The 23,951-nt window shown below is 34.8% G+C and carries 17 protein-coding genes and 1 pseudogene; 5 read left to right on the top strand and 13 right to left on the bottom strand.

Annotation, left to right across the window (positions count from 1 at the left end; translation table 11 throughout):
- Positions 1–1,163 precede the first annotated feature (1,163 nt).
- Positions 1,164–2,389: pseudogene (locus tag F6K27_RS04740) on the bottom strand (ISAzo13 family transposase).
- A 61-nt stretch (positions 2,390–2,450) separates the two neighbouring features.
- On the opposite strand from F6K27_RS04740, the gene F6K27_RS04735 reads away from it, so the two are divergent.
- Positions 2,451–2,675 (top strand): transposase, encoded by a 225-nt coding sequence (locus F6K27_RS04735; RefSeq protein ID WP_353735935.1) that lies wholly within the window; start codon positions 2,451–2,453, stop codon positions 2,673–2,675.
- Between the two features lie 682 nt (positions 2,676–3,357).
- On the opposite strand, the gene petD is transcribed toward F6K27_RS04735, so the two are convergent.
- Both petD and petB read right to left on the bottom strand, forming a co-directional pair.
- Positions 3,358–3,840 carry a cytochrome b6-f complex subunit IV gene (petD, locus tag F6K27_RS04730; protein WP_124145046.1) on the bottom strand — a complete coding sequence of 161 codons (483 nt, stop codon included), beginning with the start codon at positions 3,838–3,840 and terminating at the stop codon, positions 3,358–3,360.
- Positions 3,841–4,154: 314 nt separating this feature from the next.
- Positions 4,155–4,823 carry a cytochrome b6 gene (gene petB / locus F6K27_RS04725; protein ID WP_124145008.1) on the bottom strand — a complete coding sequence of 223 codons (669 nt, stop codon included), beginning with the start codon at positions 4,821–4,823 and terminating at the stop codon, positions 4,155–4,157.
- 679 nt (positions 4,824–5,502) lie between these two features.
- Here petB and ctpA point away from each other — a divergent pair.
- Positions 5,503–6,741 carry a carboxyl-terminal processing protease CtpA gene (gene ctpA, locus F6K27_RS04720; protein ID WP_287273579.1) on the top strand — a complete coding sequence of 413 codons (1,239 nt, stop codon included), beginning with the start codon at positions 5,503–5,505 and terminating at the stop codon, positions 6,739–6,741.
- A gap of 459 nt (positions 6,742–7,200) precedes the next feature.
- Here ctpA and F6K27_RS04715 read toward each other — a convergent pair whose 3' ends face one another.
- From F6K27_RS04715 to F6K27_RS04700, 4 genes are all read right to left on the bottom strand, one after another.
- Positions 7,201–7,617 (bottom strand): hypothetical protein, encoded by a 417-nt coding sequence (locus tag F6K27_RS04715; protein WP_287273580.1) that lies wholly within the window; start codon positions 7,615–7,617, stop codon positions 7,201–7,203.
- Between the two features lie 642 nt (positions 7,618–8,259).
- Positions 8,260–8,355, bottom strand: coding sequence for a photosystem I reaction center subunit XII (psaM, locus tag F6K27_RS04710; RefSeq protein ID WP_071525264.1), 96 nt, complete (start codon positions 8,353–8,355; stop codon positions 8,260–8,262).
- 667 nt (positions 8,356–9,022) lie between these two features.
- On the bottom strand, positions 9,023–9,472 hold the full coding sequence (ndk, locus tag F6K27_RS04705; protein WP_124145004.1) for a nucleoside-diphosphate kinase: 450 nt from the start codon (positions 9,470–9,472) through the stop codon (positions 9,023–9,025).
- A gap of 207 nt (positions 9,473–9,679) precedes the next feature.
- Positions 9,680–9,883, bottom strand: coding sequence for a zinc ribbon domain-containing protein (locus F6K27_RS04700; protein WP_287273581.1), 204 nt, complete (start codon positions 9,881–9,883; stop codon positions 9,680–9,682).
- 200 nt (positions 9,884–10,083) lie between these two features.
- Between F6K27_RS04700 and speA the strand changes: the two genes are divergently transcribed.
- Complete coding sequence (gene speA / locus F6K27_RS04695) at positions 10,084–12,153, top strand: biosynthetic arginine decarboxylase (RefSeq protein ID WP_287238716.1); 2,070 nt, start codon at positions 10,084–10,086, stop codon at positions 12,151–12,153.
- A gap of 1,291 nt (positions 12,154–13,444) precedes the next feature.
- Here the strand turns inward: speA and F6K27_RS04690 are convergent.
- The 6 genes from F6K27_RS04690 to F6K27_RS04660 form a co-directional block, all read right to left on the bottom strand.
- Positions 13,445–14,602 carry a sugar phosphate nucleotidyltransferase gene (locus F6K27_RS04690; RefSeq protein ID WP_124145001.1) on the bottom strand — a complete coding sequence of 386 codons (1,158 nt, stop codon included), beginning with the start codon at positions 14,600–14,602 and terminating at the stop codon, positions 13,445–13,447.
- Between the two features lie 606 nt (positions 14,603–15,208).
- Positions 15,209–16,054 (bottom strand): segregation/condensation protein A, encoded by an 846-nt coding sequence (locus tag F6K27_RS04685; protein ID WP_287273583.1) that lies wholly within the window; start codon positions 16,052–16,054, stop codon positions 15,209–15,211.
- Positions 16,055–16,272: 218 nt separating this feature from the next.
- Positions 16,273–16,647 carry a lipopolysaccharide assembly LapA domain-containing protein gene (locus F6K27_RS04680; RefSeq protein ID WP_287273585.1) on the bottom strand — a complete coding sequence of 125 codons (375 nt, stop codon included), beginning with the start codon at positions 16,645–16,647 and terminating at the stop codon, positions 16,273–16,275.
- Positions 16,648–17,137: 490 nt separating this feature from the next.
- Positions 17,138–17,884 carry a DUF3153 domain-containing protein gene (locus F6K27_RS04675; protein ID WP_287273586.1) on the bottom strand — a complete coding sequence of 249 codons (747 nt, stop codon included), beginning with the start codon at positions 17,882–17,884 and terminating at the stop codon, positions 17,138–17,140.
- A gap of 2 nt (positions 17,885–17,886) precedes the next feature.
- On the bottom strand, positions 17,887–19,194 hold the full coding sequence (locus F6K27_RS04670) for a TldD/PmbA family protein (protein ID WP_287273588.1): 1,308 nt from the start codon (positions 19,192–19,194) through the stop codon (positions 17,887–17,889).
- An 896-nt stretch (positions 19,195–20,090) separates the two neighbouring features.
- On the bottom strand, positions 20,091–20,438 hold the full coding sequence (locus F6K27_RS04660) for a single-stranded DNA-binding protein (protein WP_287273590.1): 348 nt from the start codon (positions 20,436–20,438) through the stop codon (positions 20,091–20,093).
- 486 nt (positions 20,439–20,924) lie between these two features.
- Between F6K27_RS04660 and F6K27_RS04655 the strand changes: the two genes are divergently transcribed.
- Together F6K27_RS04655 and mreC are read left to right on the top strand one after the other, a co-directional pair.
- Complete coding sequence (locus F6K27_RS04655; protein ID WP_287273662.1) at positions 20,925–21,926, top strand: rod shape-determining protein; 1,002 nt, start codon at positions 20,925–20,927, stop codon at positions 21,924–21,926.
- Positions 21,927–22,560: 634 nt separating this feature from the next.
- Entirely contained in the window at positions 22,561–23,316 is a 756-nt protein-coding gene (gene mreC / locus F6K27_RS04650) for a rod shape-determining protein MreC (RefSeq protein ID WP_287273592.1), read from the top strand.
- The last annotated feature ends 635 nt before the right edge of the window (positions 23,317–23,951 follow it).

Below are 23,951 nucleotides of genomic sequence, written 5' to 3'. Positions count from 1 at the left end.
GATAATTAATGATAATTAATATCAACTATAAATTATAATTTATCTAACTTTTGGCGATCATATTACAATTACAACTCAAAAAAAGGCGATCCACAACGATCGACCTATGCCAGTAATAATATTTTTCCTAAAAACCCTAAATATTTTGAGAGTAAAAAATGAAAAATTAAGCTTTTCAAACATATTTTACTTAAATAAATAAGCCTGTTGAAAATAGTGAGATAGATTGATGAATTATTTGATATTTTTGATGAAAAGCATTGTATATTTGAGAATTGCTTGAACAATTAATATTAGGTTTTTTTAGTCAAAGTATCAATGAACTTTTGGCAATATTATTCCATAATTTGCAACCCCAAAAAACTTTGACAAAAGAACTGGCGGAACTTTGAAAGTCCCTACCCTTTAGAGAGGGGTAGAAAACAGACACTGGGAGACAAATCCCGCAGTATCCACATAATCTTAACATTACAAATACATAAAAATGAGATAATTCATAATATATATTCAATTAAGGAGGTAATTTATTTGTATGGCTGTCAGCACAATCTAATCAAGCCCGATTATGACTTAAAATCAATTCTTGAATTTATTTGTTCTCAATCCCACAAGCTAACCAATTGTGGTATTTATTATGGCCGTCAATTGTTTTTTAAAGCTAAGAAAATAATTGGTAAGTATGACCTAGAAAAAGAGTACAAATCAAATAAACATTATCAAGTTTTGCATTCACAGGCAGCACAGCAAATACTTAGGTCTGTCGCTGAATCTTTTAAGTAATTTAAGGAGTTAGACAAAAAATACAAAAAAGGCAATCTGCATTTTAAACCAAGGGTTCCTAGCTATCGTAAAAAAGATGGTTTAGCAATGGTGACTTATCCCAAGCAAGCTTTAAGAATTGTTGAGGATAACATGATAATGCCTCTGGAACTGTAAAATGATGATTTAAATTAGACAGTTTTTTGATACCCATGCCATCTAAGTCTACAGTTTTCAGATATCAAACATTTGTGAATACTACCACACAATCAGTGTTTTTATGCTGAGTTTGTTGATCAAAAAGAGATTGTAATTCAACACAAGTTAAACCCGAAGAACGTCTTGGGTGTAGACCCCGGAATTAATAATTGGTTAAGTAGCCGTGTAAAAATAACTTGAACAATTTAAGTTATTGTTCTCGGCTTAATCACATAATTCCATTCACCATCAAAAAAGTCTGGCTCAATTCTAATGGCATTAAATTCTTCGCGACTTACTTTAATTCCTGTTTCGTAAAAATTTTCGTCTAGGTGAGCAACTACATTCAATACTTGTGTGGTAGTAGTATTGTTAATAAGATTAATCACGACTTGCAAGCTAGTTAAAGGTCTGCCACGCCAGTTTTGGGTGATCTGGCAACACAAGCGATGTTCAATTTTGTTCCATTTACTTGTACCGGCAGGAAAATGAGACACATGAATAGTCCGATTAATCTCGTCGGCAAATTCTTGTAGTTTTAACTTCCACAGTCGGGAGCGATAACTATTACTACCACAACTGTCGGCTTCCCTCTTGAACTTTTGACTATCTGGATCAAGTTCTTCACCCATTGAGTACCACCAATGGCGAATCGACTCCACTGCAAAGCAGGCTGTGTCATGGTCGATACCAACATTGACCCATCCAGTATTAAAACTTAAGTCATAAATTCCATAGGGAATTGCTTTACTTAATTTTGGGTCAGCAAAGTCGTGCATTCGTACTTCTACTGGTTGTCCATTAACACACCATTCATGACCAGAGTTCTGAAAATCCCCAATTAATTCTTTTTTCTTGGTATCAACAGAAATGACTGGTTGATTTTCAGATTGGAAATATTTATTGAGCAATATGTAAAAACTGAGCATCTCGATCTGGGTGAGATGAGCGATCGCGAGTCTTACGATTTGATTGTAGGCTGTAACCAAGAGACTCCAGTAAATGATCAACACTTTTAGGGCTGATTCTGTGTCCCCCTTGATTCAATCCTGCTGCTAATTTAGCTACACTTTTTGAGGTCCATTTCAGAGGAGATTCTGGGTCTCCTAAAGTTGCGGGTTCAATCAGTAATTCCAAATCTGTTCACAGAGTTGGGTCTTTTTCTTCTAGTAGTTTATGGCCACCACCAAATTCACGAATTCGATCGCTGTAGTCCGATCTTGTTGTTCCATCTGATTTACAGAGATTATCCATACCAGCATGAATTGTTGTCCGGGAAAGTCCAGTTGCTTTGGCTACCAAGGTGATACCTCCCCAACCCAGGCTTTGAGCTTCAATGGCTGCCCATATACGTCGTGTTTTTTTCGTTTAAGTAAGGCCACAACAATTCATACTTGTCTTGAATAGTTTTGACTACAGAGTGATCAGACATATTACCCAACAATAAACGTGATACTTTGATTATTTAGCTTTGGGAGTAATTTGTTCAAGTTATTTTTACACGGCTCCTAAGTTGCGTTTCTAACGTTGGTACTAGCTTGATTATTGATGGGCGTAATGTTAAAAGCCTTAACCAGTGGTATAATAAACGGGTTTCCACTCTCAAAGAGGGTAAACCCCAGGGTTATTCGGATGAGCAATTAGCCCACATCACAGAAAAACGTAATCGCCAGATGAGAGATGCAGTTAATAAAGCTGCAAAAATGGTGCGTTGGTGAATCAAGCTATGAAACCTAAATTTAGCCAAATAAATATAAAATGCTTTTCAGTTAATAGTAGAGTCTAAGCTAGGTAAAACAACACAGTCATTCGTACAAATTCCCACAACTAAACTTAAAGAATGAGTTAAACAACTGTGCCTTGAGTACGGGATTAAGTTTGTTGAAACTGAAGAGTCATATACCAGCAAGGCTAGTTTTCTAGATGGCGATTTTCTACCTACTTTCGGTGAAAAACCTGAAGGGGAGTCAGCGCATTGCGGGGGTTCCCCCCGTTGTAGCGACTGCCGTTGGAAACCATCAGGGAAACGAGTTAAACGTGGGATATACCACACTGGTAAAGGTTTGTGGGTCAAAGCTGACTTAAATGGTGCAGCGAATATACTTGCTTTCGGCACGCTTCGTGAACGTAAAGTAGAGACACAATTAGATCTAAGCCTAGTCAAGGTCTGTAGGCGAGTTTTAACCCTCGCGCTCCAGATTTCCTATCTGGGAAACCAAAACTAAAAAAGCTACCAGATTTGGCTTTATCCCCTAATCGTAGCAACAGTTTAGAATCCCCGCGCTTAAAAGCGCGGGGAGAGGTAAAACCCCTTGAAAATTTATACAAGTACACAACTACAAATGTACTCATCAAGAAAATCAACAAAGGGTGTAAAATCTTATTTTAGAAGTCTCATTCTTAGAATAGACCAAAAGTCAAGGATTTCTCAATTGGTAAAGTAGCACCAATACCCAACCACAGAGTTACTGCTGTACCAAACAAGAAAACAGCAGTAGCTACTGGACGACGGAAAGGGTTTTGAAACTTATTTACACTTTCAATGAAAGGAACCAACATTAATCCCAGAGGAATAGAAGCCATTGCTACAATACCCAACAACTTATTAGGTACAGTACGCAGAATTTGAAACACTGGCCAGAAATACCATTCAGGCAGAATTTCTAGAGGTGTAGCAAATGGGTCTGCTGGTTCGCCAACCATAGCAGGATCTAGTACTGCTAGACCTACACACAAAGCAAATGTACCAACAATTACGACTGGAAATATATAGAGTAAGTCGTTAGGCCAAGCAGGTTCACCGTAATAATTGTGACCCATACCTTTAGCTAACTTAGCTCTTAATTGAGGATCACTCAGATCCGGCTTTTTTAAAGTGGACATAATATTTTTTTCTCCGTAATCACCGAGAGCTAGTATTTGATTATTTTTGACACTATCACCACTAAATAAAAGATTATAGTGGGATATTCTTGCTTCACAGACTCTATAACTAGATGCACATAAACTCGTATCAAACAAGTTAAGTTGCATTTCTGTCAGACCATCTCTAGAAGCTTTATTTCTCCGTCTTTACCCTAAGTATACCTCAGCGCAGGCGTTGTACTTTTATTGGGCGGTCTGTCCCGCCACTATTAATCCTAATATTTCTGATGATTTATGCTATAGCTACATCATCACGATTCGTATAGGTTAACTTACAAAGGTCCAGAGATACCTTGCTTACGAATCATCAAGAAATGCAGTAACATAAATACTGCAATTAACCAAGGTAGTACAAAAGTATGAAGACTGTAGAAGCGAGTTAAAGTTGCTTGACCAACACTTGTACTACCACGCATTAGTTCTACAATAAATGGACCAACAAATGGAATTGCATCAGGTACCCCAGAAACAATTTTCACAGCCCAGTAACCAATTTGGTCCCAAGGTAGAGAATAACCTGTAACACCAAAACTAACCGTAATTACAGCCATAACTACACCTGTTACCCAAGTAAGTTCCCGGGGTTTCTTGAAACCACCTGTGAGATAAACTCGGAAAACATGAAGAATCATCATCAGCACCATCATACTGGCCGACCAACGATGGATAGAACGAATTAGCCAACCAAAGTTAACCTCAGTCATAATATATTGAACTGATGCCAGTGCTTCTGTTACTGTTGGCTTGTAGTAGAAAGTCATAGCAAACCCAGTAGCAAACTGGATGAGGAAGCAAACCAAAGTAATACCACCCAAGCAGTAAAAAATATTTACATGGGGTGGGACATATTTGCTGGAGATATCGTCAGCGAGTGCTTGAACTTCTAAGCGCTCATCGAACCACTTATAAGCTGCTGAATCAGTTACCTGTTTTGTGAACATGAAGCCAAAAATCCTAGATGAATATTGCTTTTTTTTAATCGATGGTTTTGGGTAGTTAGAAAAGTATACTTACCTAAAAGCTGTAGCCAGCTATACAAAAATCATACTAACCGGCAAAGGAATCCAGAGACAAGTCTACCTTAACTTTAATAAACAAATATTAATTCTTTTCTACCCTCCCTTTAAAAAATTTAACATAACTTATGGATAAATTTCATCAAGTTGACACTCTGCGCTCCAAGGAATAGTCAAATATTCCCCTAGACGCTCAAAACGACTATTGATTTACCAATACTGCAATTGCGCTTACTTGTTAATTTTTTACGCTTTCCAAGTCCATCACGATGTCAGGAACGATAGGGTCAACACCCTGCTGTTACTTGCTCGTATAGTGGTTTCATACTCTGTACATTCGGTTCTTCGTTGCAGGAATTTTACCTTACTAGGAATGCCTCAAAGCGTAGATAGTTGTTCTTAACTTGCTTGGTTCAATTGTATCATTTTTTACTGAAAATAAATCCGCACGAGTCACTTTTCAACCCTGTCTTCAAAGAACAGGGCTAACAAACTCCCGATATATTAACGTGTCAGCTTTTATCAAGTTTGGGATATTAAGTATTTTTCATTTATACTATAAATTTTACCCAATAACCTTTATAAGGCAATAATTTTTGTATCTATGAAAAAAAGATTTATCCGAGTTATATTTCTCTTTATTTTTCCAGTGATTCTGAGTTGTGGATTTTGGACATCATCTGCATCAGCACTGACAGAGGAACAGAGTTTATTGGGCGAAGCTTGGCGGATAGTTAACTTGGCTTATGTTGATGATTCTTTCAATCATCAGAATTGGTGGTTTGTACGTCAAAAATTGATTAAGAAACCCCTTGAGAACAGAGACGATACTTATAATGCCATTCAAGAAATGTTGGCAAGTCTGGAAGACCCCTTCACCAGACTTCTCAAACCAGAACAATACCATAATTTGCAGGTTAATACCTCTGGAGAATTAACAGGAGTCGGTTTACAAATTGCTTTAGATCCTCAAACAGGAGAACTAATAGTCATCTCTCCCCTGGAGGGTTCTCCTGCTGAAGCTGCTGGTATTCAACCTCGCGATCGCGTCCTCAAAATTGATGGCCAATCAACTTCAGAATTTACTTTGGATGAAGCTGCAAATAGAATGCGAGGTCCTGTTGGTTCTTCAGTAGTATTGACAATTTTGACAGAAAGCAACGACCAACCTCAAGAAATTAAACTAATTAGGGATACTATTGAAATTAACCCAGTCTATGCTGAATTAAAGTCTGGCCCGGAAACAGGAAAAATTGGTTATATTCGTCTGAGTCAATTTAATGCTAATGCTGCGACAGAAGTCAGCCAGGCAGTAGAAAGTTTTGAGCAGCAGGGGGTTATTGGTTATGTGCTTGATTTACGAAATAATCCAGGTGGACTATTACAAGCTGGCATAGAAATTGCTCGTCTATGGTTGGATGATGGTACTATTGTTTACACGGTTAATAGACAAAGATTTCTTGGTAGTTTTTCTGCTGAAGGACTAGCCATAACTGATTCCCCATTAGTTGTATTAACTAATCAGGGTACTGCCAGTGCCAGTGAAATTCTTGCAGGTGCTCTTCAGGATAATGGCCGTGCTTTGTTAGTAGGTGAAAAAACTTTTGGCAAAGGGTTAATTCAGTCTTTGTTTGATTTGTCTGATGGTTCGGGGTTGGCTGTGACGGTGGCCAAGTATGAAACACCAAACCATACAGATATCAATAAACAGGGAATTATGCCTGATGTTGTGGTGGAAGAAGACCCGATTTTGCCTTACCAAATTACCACAGAAGCTGACAAACAATATCAAGCTGCAGTAGAAATTCTTACATCTGAAATTGCATTAGCAAATGCAGCATAGTGCCACTACGCGGAAGTTAAAAGTCAAAAGTATTGATTGGTAAAGCTTTTAGGATTTTATAATTGGTTAGTTATTTCTGCGATCCTGCACTCGTGACTTTTTATCCATATTTTCTTAGGGGGAAATATTCAGGATTGTGTTTCTACATAATATTAATAATCATTCAATAAATCCAGGGCTGTTTCATTCTAAACTTTGCCATTTTATTTATTGAGGAAACCAGATTATTTCAAGCTTGAGGAAATTTATATTTCGCTGTCTGAAAATAAATAAATTCATTGTTCAAATCTAGAATGAAATGACTCTGCAATAAATCTGAAATTTCTGCACAAATTATCAAAAGTAGACTGAGGAGAAAGTGGGCAAGCAAGCAGAAATACATTCAAATAATATCTATATATACTTTTTTCTCCCTTGTGCTGCTTGTCTCCCTCCTACTAAAAACTACTGACTACTTTTTCAAGGGGAGCTAATAGATTCTGAATTTGGTTTAATACCATTATCTTCTAGCCAAATTATCGGTATTTGATGAGGGTCTACTCGGTTGCTTTGCTCTTGCATAATACTTTTGGCCTGACTAGGATCGAAATAACGAGTAAAATCTGCTTTCTCTTGATTAAGTCTTTCAGTTGTGGCTTCAATTTCAGATTCAATTACTTGTAGCTTTTCTTGAATAGATTGGTAATGAGGCCACAATTTCAAGAAAGCTGATGTTACAAAAACAGAAATTACAATATTAGTAAATAATTTGACTGTAGTTTCAATTGTTATTCCTAGATAAGAAGACTTGATTCTTTTGGAAAATATTTGAGGTTTTACCTGAGTAGGAGTGTTGTGAGAAACTGGTGAAAATGTTACAGGTTTAGTAGCTTGCATAATTTTGTCAAGATAGCTTCATCAATTAGAATATTTTTCTATTTAGATATTAATCTATCGATTGAGTTTACATTTAAGATGTCAAAATAAAATTAAATATTGAAGTAAACTGCGATTATTGTGAACAAGTACAAGTGAAAGCTAATTAAGAATATTATTGTTGAAAAAATGATTTAACAAGATTGCACAACTCATCTAAAAGGACTATTATAGTGTTTTGATTTGATATGTAAATATAGATTGAGTTTTTTTATAATAAAAAAAGTGCTGTGTTGAGTACCATATATCCTTGTGTGTACTAATCTTTAATGCTATTTTCCCTCCTTTAGTATTCCCTATCCTCTACTACCTCAATACTTTTTTCATAGCACTTAGTATCCACATCCCAGATAAAAAGGCTGTAGTATGAAAAATCAGATAAATAATTGGTTCGTATTTGAATTTGATTTTAATTACCTTTGGTTTTCACAGCAAAGAAATTTTTTGAAGATTCCTATTCCATCTCCATAAAAAATTTGTCCCAACAGTTTTTAACATAGTAACTTCTCTATCATACTTAGTTTTGGTAAAAAGCAAAAATTTAACTGTATCTTGAGAAGCAACTGTTAGGACAAATTTAGATTTTGATAATTGACCGAGATTTTATTTGTAAAGCTCAGTTGAGAGTCGGAATGCTAAGATTCCTGGGATGAGAGCAATTACTAGAGCAACTAATACTTGAGTGTCAGATAGAGGCATAGTTCAAAACTCCTAATGTTTGTATTTGTAGTTTGCAGTTAATGTTCCATATTTTACCCGTAATTGGCAAATTTACAACTTGTAAACAAACACTAATTTTTTTTCTTCTTTCTACACTACCCATTTGATGTATTTAGCTGCGGGGTTTGCTCTTGCCTGAAACATCTCATAAGATTCTTAATATAAGTCAACATAAGTTTACAAAAAAAAATAATTTTCAAGAATATAAAATTAGTTAAACTACTATTAATATTCGGTAAGTGGTCATTAGTATTGATAATTAGTATAGTAGGTGTTTCAGCCCTAATTTGCCATGACGATACAGAACTACTTGAACCTGAGAGTCAAATATACAATTAATTTTGCTTGACTACTTAGATATATTTTCTCAGACTAACGTTTATTCAAAGGCTATTTAAGGTCGCTATATTAGTTATAATTATCAACCAAATATATAGTTTATTCAGAATAGTTAATAATTGATATTTTAAGTATTTCTATATTTATACAGGATAGGGATTTCTTCAGACAAATATTCCTGCTAAATTGAACAAATAAAGCTGAAATTTATTGAGATTTCAATATGGCATTGAAATAGTTAGCTCTCTAAATCAGGGAGCTAACTCATAGACATTTAAGACAAGAAAATTTTCTCTATTTCTCTATATTATTCAACAATCCAGGGAGTTAAAGTTGGCTGCCATGATACTAACTCTTCCTCTTTAAACCAAAGACTAATTTCAGTTTGAGCAGTCTCAATCGCATCAGAACCATGTATTAGATTACGGCCAACACTAATTCCATAATCACCACGAATTGTACCAGGTTCAGCACTCAAAGGATTAGTTGCCCCAATAATTTTTCTCGCAGATGCCACAACCCCTTCACCTTCCCAAACCATTGCTACTACAGGGCCAGATGTAATAAATTGTATTAAGCTTGGAAAAAATGGTCTTTCTTTATGAACTTCATAGTGTTTTTCAGCTAGTTCCTTACTTACACTCATAATTTTTAGACCAACTAGGGTAAAACCTTTTGTTTCAAAGCGACTGATAATTTGGCCAACAAGTCCTCTTTGGACACCATCGGGTTTAATAGCTATGAAGGTGCGTTCCAAACTGATACTCCTCAAAAATTTTCTGAATACACAATACAGATTAACCTGATTTGACGCTCTGCTGTACAATACCTACACAATTCCACCAAAACTCGGTAAAACCTGGTAATGCCAGTCAAAGATGTTTGCTTCTTGCTTCAACCTGGGAGGCCACCCTCTTCCAGTTCACAAGCGTAAATTCGGGTACAGCCTACCCTATTAAATTGATTAATTTCCCCATACTGAGATAACAACAGTGCAGCATTCAAGTCGCGGTCTATTCTCATTCCACAGTGAGGACAATTCCCCGGTGCGGTCTTTTAACTTTAATTCTTGATTAATACGACCACAACTATGACAAGTTTTGGATGATTGAAACCACTGGTCAGCTAGCACTACTGTCCCACCATAGCTTACGATTTTGGTTGTCAATCGTTGTTGAAAAATACTCTCTATATCCCCATCTCTTTTTAAATAGGTCTCCAATGGGTTAGTATGAGAGTAAACACTACCTGTACTATAGTGCTATAGTTTTTGCCTACTACATCTAGCGCTAATGGTTAATTATCCGAACTTACCAATAATTAAGTTAAAATTATTGCAATCTTAGTATATTAAAAGTAAAACACATCATGGATTTACAGTCAACTATAAATCAAAATACTTCTGATATTTCAAATAACACATCATTAACTAATACTTCTAAAACAGAAATCGAGCGGATAAACTCTCAACAAAAAAAAGTATGGACTATTGAAGATAGTGAGAAATTATATAGAATTCAAGGATGGGGTAATCCCTATTTCTCAATTAATTCTGCTGGTCATATTACAGTTTCTCCTAAAGGCGATCTAGGAGGTTCAATAGACCTATTTGAACTGATTGAATCTATTAAACAAAGAAATATAGGATTGCCTTTAATTATTAGATTTTCCGATATCCTTGAAGATAGAATTGAGCGCTTAAATGCTTGTTTTTCTAAGGCGATCGCTCGTTATAAATATAAAAATATTTATCGTGGTGTATTTCCAGTAAAATGTAATCAAAATCGTCAATTAGTAGAAGAAATTGTTAAATTTGGTAAGCCTCATAAATTTGGTTTAGAAGCAGGTTCAAAACCTGAATTATTAATTGCGATCGCGACTTTGAATACTCCTGATTCACTAATAATTTGTAATGGTTATAAAGACCGAGAATACATTGAGACTGCAATGCTAGCTCAAAGATTAGGAAAAACACCAATAATTGTGATTGAACAGGTAGAAGAAGTACAGTTAGTAATAGAAGCTAGTCGAAAATTAAATATTAAACCAGTAGTAGGAGTTAGAGTAAAACTCAGCACTAAAGGTATCGGTCGTTGGGCAGGAACTACAGGCGACCGCGCTAAATTTGGTCTTGGTATTCCGGAAATAATTCAAGTTGTTAATCAGTTAAAAAATGCAGATATTTTAGATTCTTTGCAGCTCTTACATTTTCATATCGGTTCTCAAATTTCTTCAATTAGTGTAATTAAAGATGCTATTAGAGAAGCAAGTCAAATTTATGTTGAATTAGCTCAACTAGGAGCTAATATGAAATACTTAGATGTCGGCGGTGGTTTGGCAGTTGATTATGATGGCTCAAAAAGTAAGTTTTATGCTTCCAAAAACTATGATATGCAGAACTATGCCAATGATATTGTGGCAGAAGTTAAAGAAGCTTGTGAAGAGAAAAATATATTACCACCAATATTAGTTAGTGAAAGTGGCAGAGCTGTTGCATCTCATCAATCAGTTCTTATTTTTGATGTTTTAGGAGTTAGTCAAGTTCCAAAAGAAGAACCTAAAATTGTTGGAAAAGAAGAGCATTTAATTCTACAAAACCTCTACGAAACTTATCAATCTATTAACAAAAATAATTACCAGGAAGCATATCACGATGCAATTCAATTCAAAGAAGAATCTATAAGTCTATTTAATTTTGGATATCTGAGTATTAGCGATCGCGCCAAAGTAGAACAACTGTATTGGGGATGTTTTCGGAAAATTCAAGAGATATTAAAAGGTTCTGAATATATTCCAGATGATTTAGAAGAACTAGAAAAAATCATGGCATCTATTTATTACATTAATCTTTCTGTTTTTCAATCTGCTCCTGATAGTTGGGCGATTAATCAATTATTTCCAATTATGCCTATTCACAGGTTAGATGAAGAACCTACAGAAAGAGCTATATTAGCTGACCTTACCTGCGATAGTGATGGAAAAATTGAGAAATTTATCGATTTACGAGATGTCAAATCATTATTAGAATTACATCCTCTTCAAACTCAAGTTAGTGAGAAATATTCTGAACATTTCGCAAGTCAAACATTAGAAAATTCCTCAAAAGAAATTGCTTCTATCTTTAAACCTTACTATCTAGCAATGTTTCTTGGAGGTGCTTATCAAGAAATAATGGGTAATCTACATAACCTATTTGGTGATGTTAATGTTTTGCATATTAAATTAACCCCTTCAGGTTACAAAATCGAACACGTTGTTAAAGGTGACACAATGACAGAAGTATTAAATTATGTTCAGTATAATTCTGATGGTTTAGTAGAAAGTATTCGTCGTCAAACTGAGCAAGCTTTACAAGAAGAGAAAATTACCATTAAAGAGTCGCGAATGCTGCTGCAAAATTATGAGAATAGTCTCAGCAGTTACACTTATCTAATCTAAGGGATGATTTGGATCGGAAAGACTACTAAAAGGAATTAAAAAGCAAGAAGGAAGAAGTTATATTATGTCCGGTTAAATACTTATAAATAAAGATGAAGGAGTCATGAGTCAGGAGGGAAGAATAAGGAAGAGAAGAAAAAAGTTTTTCCTGAGCGCTATTAAACGGACATGATATTAAGAGTAAATTTCAGACAATTACTTCACAGAATTCAAAAGTCAAAAAAAAGTTAATCAACCTCTTTCCCTCTTCCTTCAACTTAAACTCTACAAACTAATATCAAATCCCCTAGTATTAATATAATTCAGCATTTAGTAATAAGAGTTAATATAGTAGGAGTAAAATACCTTTTGCCCATACTAACTTTAGGAATTATACTACTCAGAAACTAATATATAGAACTTTGTAGAACAATTAGGTAAAATGCTCAAAGCAATAAGCAAAGATAAAAATGAAATCTTATTATTTACTCAATACTTTTACTCTTTTACTGTACCAATTAAGGATTGCTGATTAAATCTCAAAGCATTTATAGATAAAGGTTTTAGCCTTTTTAGAGCGAAACAAAGTGCAATTTTTTAAGCTTGAGCGAGCAAAAAGTTAGGATTTTGGGCTAACTATGGCAAAAAAAATAAAGGGATAAATATATCCGACTACCTCCTCTAAATTCCCCGTTCCTCCTAAGACCTACCCCTGCCAAAAGACTTTTTCAGCAAACCCCAATTAGTCGTGCAAAGGGCAGCAATTGAAATATAGCAGTCGAAAGAAAGGTTAAGACATATCAAAAGCTTAAAACTCAGACAACGCCAGATTTTTTCAACTTCAGTCCTCTCCTAGATAACTAATCGCCTAGATAACTAAAGGCCTTCTTCCTTCTTCCTTCTTCCTTCTTACTTCTTACTTATGTTATAAACTTTAGAAAGTTGAATGAAGCAACTTACTTATTTTTCTTGACAATAACAAACAGTAGCTAAACCGTTTAGCTTGTTATTATCTCCCCTAAAAACTTCTGAGAATTAGGTTTTTTATTGTTTTCACAGTTTGAATCTATTAGAAATTGCCACTTCTTTCTGAATAATCCAGTAGTGACTTTACTGATACAATACTCCGCAAACAGCAGCTGTACAGCCAGGAAAATATTGCTCATATACTATTGTGGATATAAACTATATTCTGCTAATTTCTAAAGTTTAAACTCAATAAGTGAACAACTCTTGTTTCCTAGAATTCTCATCTATAGAAGAGGTAACACACAGTCAAAAAAATTATCAACCCTTCCTTCTTCATTAGAAATTAACCACCATTTTCTTGCAAAAAATCCTTAATATCTATATGTTCTTGAGGAGGATCAGGATGACGAGTATCAGTAATTAGCCAATCAAGAGCAGCAGCTTGAACATCAATAGATGCTCCAGTCTTATCCACACAATAGCGACCAAATACTAACTTATCAATCAAACGAATTCCTGGGCCTAAGCGAGAATACTCAAAAATTACACTGCTATTAACAGTAGCTCCACTACAAATCCAGCAATTCGGACCAATCATGCTCGGCCCAACAATTTTTGCTCCATCTTCAATTCTGGTCATACCACCGATATATACAGGCCCTTGGATATCCACCTTATCCCAGTTAACCGCTACATTTAAGCCTGTATAAATTCCTGGAAATACCTCCTTACCAGGAATAGAAACATTTTTGACTTGCCCCATAAGTACATCATTAATTGCTCGCCAGTAGTCTGGAACTTTTCCAATATCCACCCATTCAAAATCCATTGCCACACCATAAAACGGCGCTCCTATCTCCACCAACTTGGGAAATAACTGACTACCAATATCAAATTCAACACCAGACGGAATATAATCAAGCACTTCTGGCTCAAAAATATAAATACCAGTATTAATATCGGTACTAAGAGCTTCTTCAACTTTTGGCTTCTCCTGAAAAGATTGAATTCGCCCTGTTTCATCTGTCACTACAACACCATAACTAGAAACCTGTTCGCGAGGAATAGATTTCATAATAACGGTAGCCATCGATCCTTTTTCTTTGTGCCATTTGAGTGCTGCGGTCAAATCCAAATCTATCAAAGCATCACCACAAAGGACTATAAAAGTATCATCAAAGTAAGGATAAAAGTCTTGAATTCGCCTCATACCACCAGCAGAACCCAGTGCCTCCCCAATCAAGTTTCCATCCTCAATTCGTCCTTCAAAAGAATAAGCAATATCTACCCCAAACTTTTGACCATCACGAAAATAATCCTCTATTTCCTTTGCTAAATGGCTAACATTGACCATAATTTGGTTAACACCATGTTGACGAAGCAACTCTACCAAAAATTCCATTACTGGTTTTTGCAGAATAGGAATCATTGGTTTAGGAATGCGATAAGTAATTGGACGAACACGAGTTCCTTTACCGGCTGCCAGAATCATGGCCTTCATTTAAGTTTCCTCCACCTTTGAAATATCAAAAATACTTATATCTGTGTTTTCAATTAACACAATTCACTCCGTTAAAATCTCAGATTAACAGAGAGAAGAGCAAAATGAGAATTTTTCACTTTCCCTATTTAAAGGTAGATCGATAAATTTTTATCTACCAATATTTTATTTATTTTTGGCTAAACATTGAACTAATGGACACATTTTTCTCGCTGATATATAAATAAATACCGGAGAAATAATTTTCCTTGGATGTTTTCTAATTTTCAGCTTGATGGTTTTAATTAAACTAGGAGGAAGTAAGAAAGAGGGAAAAAAGAAGAAGGTTGAGTAATATTTTTGACACCGTGTAACCTGATCCTTAGGTAGAAGCTTAGGAGAGCAAGGGGGTCAATCTCCAACTTTTTAAATTAGATTAAATATCGTTATGGACTAACCACAACTATATGCTGTCAACTTCTTTCCTACTTCTTACTTCTTTTAAAGATAGAGATTTTAAGTGTACATCATTATACTACGCTTTTTTTTCAGAGAAAAGTTAATAAATAAGAGTTTTATTCAGATATAAATTAAAGTTCCAAATTTTGAGTTTTAGGAAAGAAGGCATTAAATATTCTTCTCTAAAACCGATCGCCCCTCGGAAGTGGATGAAATAGTACGGATTCTAATATCTTGATAAAATTCTTCTTGGGATAATTCAACTTTAGATTGAGCAGAAAGGAGTAGTAATGCCCAAAATACACCTACTCGGTCATAGTTTACTTGGACATTAGTACATTCATTTTCAGCTTTAGACTGTAATACTGAAGACCACAATTCCAAAAGGCGATCGAATTCAAAGCAACCTTCACTGCTCTGTGATGATTTTTCTAGAAGGAACTTTTCTAAGTCACTAGCTGTATCTACTAAATTTTCCTGGTGGGCTAATTCTGCAATTGCTCTAGCTGCTTGCTCTCTTGCTTTTGAGCTATTTTTGCGAATACGGGGACGTACTTTTCTATCTTCTATAGTAGATTTGATCAGTTGTAACTGCTCGATTAATTCTTGAAGGGTGACTCGACGTTTGCGCTGAGAAGGAGCAACAGCACGACGACGCAATTGTTGTTCTAATTTCAGTGGTATTTTTGGTGTTTCAAAAGTTTCTGCTTCTGGAATTTGGACTTCTTCAGATATCTCTGAATTTGTTTCAGATGATTCTGAATTAGCTAAGTGATCTGCTTTTAGCCATACTAAAATAGATGCGTATAAAAATGCTTGGCCTGACTGAGACAAATTTGTAAAGTCATCACTTGCAGAAATATTTGATTCAGGAGTTAGTTTACTTAAGTAGCGGTCTATTACGTCAATTACTTGAACATCCCAAGGATTAATTTCTCCCTTTTCTGCTAAGTTTGTGAGTAAAGCAATTCCTTCTGAAACTGTTTCTGAAACTTGAGGAACTCCAACTGTCATGTCTATCGTTTTTTCCTATATTTTATATAAATAATTCTCAGATTAACTTGGAAACTTGTTAACCTAAGAACTCACACTTTCTAGTAAGCGCAGGACTATATTAGAGTAACTAATTTGAACAATGGGAAGGTTAGTATGATTCAAATACAAATATCCATATAGAAAAATATTTCAATCAATCTGAAACTATATTTCTGCTAACTTAACTAATTATGATTTTATTTAGAAGCCTCTGCTTCAGTAGATTTATCTGTTTCAGATACAGTTTCTGCAGCAGGTAAACTAGCTCTTTGGATCAGTTCCTCTTGATAACGTTCCATATCTTTTTCTAATTCTTTAATGCGTTTATTTCTGGTACGAATTTCTCGCATTTCTCCCAAAGTTGTTATGGTACGTTGCATTCTTGACCACAAGTTAAATAGCCATGCCAAAATAGCTCCTAACCCTGTGGCAATTACAAGTTCTACAGATAAAGGGGCTTCAAATTCAATGCCTTGAATAAGTTTGATTGTAGTTAATTGGGTATTCTGTAAACTGAATATAACCAACGCTAAACAAACTAAAAAAATTAGCAAAAAGTTAATCGGTCTCATTATTTTTGTTTTGATTTATTTTGACAACTACCGATACTTAATTTATACCAGATAAAGTATAGATTGACAACAATATATTTGTCAGCAAACAGCCGTCAGCTATTAGCTATCAGCTATTAATTTTGGGGAAGGTCATTTCAGTTATCAGTACCTCTCCAATAAGGAGGCTTGACATCAGGAATATTATCTTTTTTTCTCCCCTTAAAAGGGAGGCTTTAGACCAGGAATTTGCGGTAAAAGCAACCCTTGAAATTGAGAAAGAATAAAAAGTTACTGTCAAAGTATCCTTCCCAAACCTTAGAAGTAATTATTTGTTATTAATTGCTGTTAATGTAGTTCCGACCCAGTCAGCTAGCTGACTGCTAATAGTTGTTTGCGCATTCCGCAGGAAATGCTTACATATATTTTATAATTTTGATGCAGCAGCTTAATTTTTTAATCCTCAAATTTTAGGCAATATTATATAGTATAAAAATCAATATTGATTAATCTATTTTTTAATAATTCCTAAAGCGGGCAGTACTTGATATTTTAAAGCTATACCTAAATAAACAAATAAACCAATTAAGATTGTACCTATTCCTATGGGACTAGGAATCCAAAAGACTACATCTAATGAATTTGATTCTCCTGGATTTAATTTCCAGACAATTTGTCGCTCGTTTAGATAAGTTATTGCATCATTTTCATTTGCTTGAATTTTGTTAAAACCCCAAGGCGTAGTTAACTGAAACTCTAAATCTAATAACTCATCTGGATTAACTATAACTTTGCTATTAGATGTAGATAATTGCAAATCTAAATTAATGCTCAATTTATTCCGCAGTACTAAAAATAAATTATTCTGACTTACTTCAATCTGAGATTCAAATTTAGGTAAATCTGCTGTAATATCGGCAGCATAATTATTAGATTCTTGTGCATCTATAGGTTTAAAAAATTGATTAAATTTGTCTTCCAAGTCAGCACCATTATTAAAAGGAATCGTAACAAAAATTTCTTGAGAAGATATTTTTTTAGTTTTTCCTTGTAATTGATTAACTCTAGTGTCTATACTTCTTAACCATTCAGAAACTATCTTCCTACTGAAATTCTTTAACTCATCTGCTAATTTAATATGTTGCACAATTTCACCGTGGTTTTGGCTCTCAAAATTTATTCCAACTTCATATTGAACACATCCATTCAATAGTAAAACTGCTAAAAAACTAATCAAAATAACTTTAAGGACTTTCATATCTAAGCCTCCCTTGTTGCTACACCTAAATTTTGAAATACAATACATGGCAAATAATAACTATTGCCAACTAACTCAGGAAAATTGCCTATATCTACCAAATTTTGAAATGCTTCAAAAATATTACCTGCCACCATTGTATTCTTAACTCTACCCGTTATTTCACCTTTTTCTACCTTATAACCTAAATCTAAATTGACAGAAAATTCTCCTGCTAATTGATTAGATTGACCAGCTCCTAATACCTGGTCTATAATTAGACCTTCTTTTATATTACTAATCAATTCTCTTGGAGAAGCTTGGCCAGGATTAATACTCAAATTTACTAAACTAGGAGTTGGTTGAGATAGTCCATCTCGGAAACCATTCCCAGTGGACTTACGTCCAGCACGAGCAGCCCATTGTTGGTCCCAATAGAAACTTTTTAAAGTGCCTGCTTCTATAAAAGTCTTGACCGTAGTTGGGATACCTTCGTCATCAAAGGGACAAGCATAAGGGACTATATTTGGGTCTTCAAAGAGAGTAAAGCGAGGATCGAACATAGTTTCTCCAACTTTATTGGTAAGAGGGGAAGCTTTTTGTACCACAAGCTGTCCAGATAAAGCAGTTTTAAATAATCTAGCGATCGTCTTTCCTACTGCTGTGGGAGTAAAAAATACGGGAAAATTTCCAGTAGTAATCTTAGCTGAATTTTCTGCCCATCGATATTTTTGGATTAATTTTTCTAGTAGTTTATTGATATCTAAGGTTCGATCGCTTATTGCATCTGAAGTAGATATTTGCAGAAAGTCTTCATTCCGAACTAAGTTACCGGAAATACTCACATTAACTAATTGATTAAACCTTTGAGCGTAAACATCAGTATTAGTCAAAATTTTAATATTTTTGTTCCGAATATTAAAGTCTATATTGACTAGAAGATGGGGGTTATAATTATGAATCCTTTCAATAATTTCTTTACCAGAAGTAATTAATTCATTAACTTGAGGTAAATTAAACTCTAATTTTGGGTAATTAAAATTATATGAGGAAGCAAATTGAAATGGTGCAATATCGCTAACTTTTGCTGTTTGAATTGCTCCTGCAACTAAATCCTCAATTCTCGTCAAATCTGTAGAACTAGCAAAACCTAATTTACCTTGATAAATTAATCTAAGAGCTACTCCTTGTTGAGCCTTTGTTTGTAGAGACTTTAAACGATTATTTTCAAATTTTATTGGTGTTTCCTGAGTAGACAAATAATAAATTTCTACAGCTTCAGCTTTATTAGTAGCTAATTTAAGAATTTGCTCTAGAGTAGACTCACTCATAATAGACATCTGCGGAGTAGGGGAGTAGGGGGAAATAATGGATAATGGATAATTATTCGGTAAAAAAAAGTTAATATTAGTTAAACTTATAATTTTCAAAAAATATATTTGTAATTTAAACTGAATTTTCCAAAAAAAGTTTAAATGAGCTATTTAGAGGGAAAAATAGGGGTAAAAAGGGTACGATCGCGCTTGTTTTGGCCATTTGTCAAAAGCATTGATATGTAAGGAATACATCAGCATTGATTTGAAGGAAATTTTGGTGTATTTTTGAAGTAAGTGATTCGCTATGCGTAGGTGCTGCTGAAAATGAAAAATAAAGATAATAAAAATAAGTGAGTGAGAGTGCGATCGCGTAGCGGAACGGAGTTCGATCGCGTTTGTGTAGCATGACCTAGGAAAGCGGAACGGAGTTCTATATGGATGGCCAGGAAAAAGGAAAACAATAACTTGTAAAAGTTGTCATAGTAAACAAGTGAATTTCTTAGGATTAATGAATCGTAAAAACGAATTATGTTACGAAATAGTCAAGGGGTATATTAATAGTGAAGTTGTGATAAATTTTTTGGATAAATTTAGTCATAACTTGCCCAAAAAAAACCGTAGTAATTATAGACAAAGCTTCAATTCATACAAGCGATCGCATACTGAATAAATTAGAAGAATGGAATTCTTGCCTACCTATTCACCAAAACATAACAGAATAGAAATATTATGGAAATTTATCAAATACAAGTGAATTGAAGTAGAGGATACCCGAAAACTGGAATAGCTTACTTCCATATCTCAAAAAAGTGCTTGATAATTTAGGAAAGGAATATGTAATTAATTTTGCTTATGCACTTAATTATTAATTATTAAATACTCCCCTACTCCTAACTCAAGAACTTATAAAATTAAAATTCATCGTAACTTTGTGCATCGTCACGTTTAGAGCCTAATAATTCTAATTGGTATACTCTAATTACTGGTTTAGAGCGATTTGTCCCTGTATTACGGTCTTGCCAGTAATCAAACTTTAGAGAACCTTTTATCCCAATCAAACTACCTTTACGAACATAGTCAGCAGCAATCTCCCCAGTTCTATCCCAAATTTCTAAATTGAACCAGTCTGGTTGGTCATTCTTACTAGAACGACGATTTACTGCCAAAGTTAAATTGCAAACCATACTACCAGACTCAAAATATTTAACATTAGGGTCTCCACCTGCCCTACCAACCAAAGTAACAATATTTAGACTCATATAATATATATCAGTAATTAAATTCCAGTCTGATTATCTACCAGAATATATCAAGAGGACTAATTATTCAACTATCGCTCAAATCTAACACATCCTCCGGATTCTGTCCTTATCATGTAGCACTATAAAATCAGGGACAGTTAAATTTGCTTACATCGATTCTTGTATAGAACCCATTTGAGATCTATTTAAAAAAAGATGGGGATCTGGGGAGATAGGGATCTGGGGAGTATTTTTCAACCTTTTTCCCTTATACCTTCCCTCTACCTCCTGACTCCTGAGGACTGACTCCTGAGGACTGGCAAAAAAACTGAATCGCCGACAAAGATACGATCAGAGGTTCTATAGTCCTGATAGACTGAGGGTTAAAAACAGAATAGAGTGCCTCAGCTATATTTATTGATAAATTATTACACAAACTTAAGATTGAATTTTGGGGGTCAAAAGTCAGTGGGTTGGATAAATCGCTTTTCTTTGTCTCGGGACATGGGAATTGACTTGGGTACTGCAAATACCCTTGTATATGTATCTGGTAAAGGTATTGTTCTTCAAGAACCATCTGTGGTAGCTATTGACCAGGAGCAAAAAACTTCTATAGCAGTAGGGGAAGAAGCGAAAAGGATGCTGGGGCGAACTCCAGCAAATGTAATTGCGGTCAGACCTTTACGGGATGGAGTCATTGCTGATTTTGATATAGCAGAATTAATGCTAAAGCATTTTATTAGAAAAGTTCATGAAGGAAAAACCTTGGTATCTCCAAGAATTGTAATTGGCATTCCGAGCGGAGTAACTGGTGTAGAAAGAAGAGCTGTAATGGAAGCTGCAGCTCATGCTGGTGCTAGAGAGGTACGATTAATTGATGAACCAGTTGCTGCTGCTATTGGCGCAGGGTTGCCTATGGCTGAACCCACAGGTAATATGATTGTGGATATTGGTGGGGGGACTACAGAAGTTGCTGTTCTTAGTTTACAAGGTACAGTTCTTAGTGAATCTGTCCGTGTAGCTGGAGATGAATTGAATGATGCTATTACTCAGTATATGAAAAAAGTCCATAGCTTGGTAATAGGCGAGCGAACTGCTGAAGAGATCAAGATGAAATTGGGTTCAGCTTATCCGACTCAGGATGACAATGAGGCAACGATGGAAGTTAGGGGTTTACATTTATTATCAGGTTTGCCCAGAACTGTTACTGTCAAATCTGCAGAGACTAGAGAAAGTATGGCAGAACCTCTATCAATAATTGTAGAGGCAGTTAAGCGTACTTTGGAACGTACTCCTCCTGAACTAGCAGCAGATATTATAGATAGAGGTATTATGCTAGCTGGTGGTGGTGCTTTATTAAATGGGATAGATACTTTAATTAGCCATGAAACTGGAATTGTCACTCATATTGCTGCAGACCCACTTTCCTGCGTAGTCTTGGGTACTGGTCGTGTATTGGAGAATTTTAAACAACTAGAAAGGGTTTTTAGTGGACAGATGCGCTAAAATTCAGTTATTTTGTAGCCAAATTATAGGGGGTAGAAGGTTAATTATTTGTATTTCCTAGTTTTGTCTTGATTTATAATTCCTAACTTTTGTGAGTACTGCTATATTTGAGTACCTATTGAAAAGCGTTCTGATGATCAGAACCTATAGATATATTATTTTACAGAACTTTTGAGAACTGTGAGATACAAGTTTAATCACTGACCCATTTTTCCTAATTTCTCTAAAACTCTGTATTTTTAAAATTAGTAAATTAGTAAATTAGTAAATCTCGAAATTCAGTAAGAAGATTAATTACTAATAACTCATGGTTAATTGCGATTTCAATAATCAAATATTAGCTAGTTAGGGCTTGCTGATTAACTATCAAAGCATTGACAGATAAAGGTAAGTGCCTTTTTGGAGTGAAAAAAGCTACAAGGCTTTCGGTTGCTTAGAAGCTCATGAATGTATGCATTTTGGGCAAGAGTAGGGCAGAAAAATCAGGGGACAATTTCCAACTATCTCCTCTATAATTCCCATTTATCCTGACTTCTGAATTCTGACTTCTGACTCCTTATACAGAAGTTTCTGTTTTGAATATAAATTAGTAGTAATAAAGTTTAAAGTAGTAGCAAATTTTCAGGTTTTACCAATGCAAACATTGCGTCGTCGAAGCTTAAAAATCATCAGAAAAGCTGCATTATTAATTTTAGCAGTAAGTGCAGCTTTTTGGGTTAGACAAACTCAAGGTTCTTTACTTTTTGAAATTTATAATTGGCTGAGTTTACCATTTCAACCTAGTCCTGTTAAACAAGAAGTATTAGTGAATGCTCGTATAGAAGAACTAGAAATTCAATTACAAGAATTAGAGAAACAAAATAATACTCTCAAGCAACTTTTTAATTATACAAAAACTAAAAAAACAAAAGGAATAGTAGCTCCTGTAGTGGGTAGAAGTCCAGACTATTGGTGGCAAAAAGTAACTCTAGGAAGAGGTAGTAAAGATGGTATTCAAAAAGATTTTATTGTGATTGGAACTGGTGGTATAGTAGGTAGAATAACTAGCGTTACACCCCATACTAGCCAGGTATTATTAGTAAGTGACTCTACCAGTAAAGTTGGCGCAGGAATTATTCGCAGTCGTCAGATGGGTTTTATGAAGGGTCAGGGTAATGATACAGTTGTCTTAGAATTTTTTAACGATCTTCCTGATGTTAAGGTTGGTGATTTTGTATCTACTTCTGCTTATAGTCAATTATTCCCGGCAGGTTTGGCTATCGGAAAAGTTGAATCTATTAATTTGAATAATACTCCTGCTCCACAAGCGAAGGTTAAATTATCAGCACCACTATATACTTTGGAATGGGTGACTGTTTATCAAAATAAACAAAGTGAAACAGAAAAGTAATTCAACTATCAATGATAGACTTTTTAATTTTTCTTTAGTTGTCTTTCTTGAGTTATTTGGTTATTGGATGTATTTAATAAAAATTAAAAGCTTTTGATTGGTCAATTTTTTATTCAACAGAGACAGTATATATAGCAGTCATACTTTAATTTTGCAGAAAATATCTGGGAATTAGGGAATAGGGGTAAGGCTTTCCAATTTTTGACAATTCATTTAAGACTGCCATAATTAAAATCATGCAAAAATATTAATAATTTGCACGACCTAAAATTATTAGGAAATCAGTCTCATTCTGCTCACAGTTATTTTATTTCCCATTTTTTTTATTTTCAATAATGGCAATTCTTCTGTTACAAAGACTCTTTTTACCTAATTATCTTTTACCTAAGACAAATGAAAATTATCATTGACTTGGAAAAAACTCTATATAGTAATTCCCAAGAAGCGTGAGGTACGCGCATTCGTTTGTTTTAGGTAGAGACGTTGCATACAACGTCCGTAGGTCTGAGTAATACCAATTTGATAAATATTTGCTACAAATAACTAGGTTATTTCTTAGGAGGACCGAAGACCGAGTCAGGTAGGGAAGCTGTCGGATTGGCGACGTACAGAATGAATAGCTTTGATACTATTTA

This window comes from Okeania sp. SIO2F5, from assembly GCF_010692685.1.
Taxonomy (GTDB): Bacteria; Cyanobacteriota; Cyanobacteriia; order Cyanobacteriales; family Microcoleaceae; genus Okeania; species Okeania hirsuta.
Note: the sequence above shows the minus strand (reverse complement) of the source record. Positions and strands in the feature narration are given on the sequence as shown.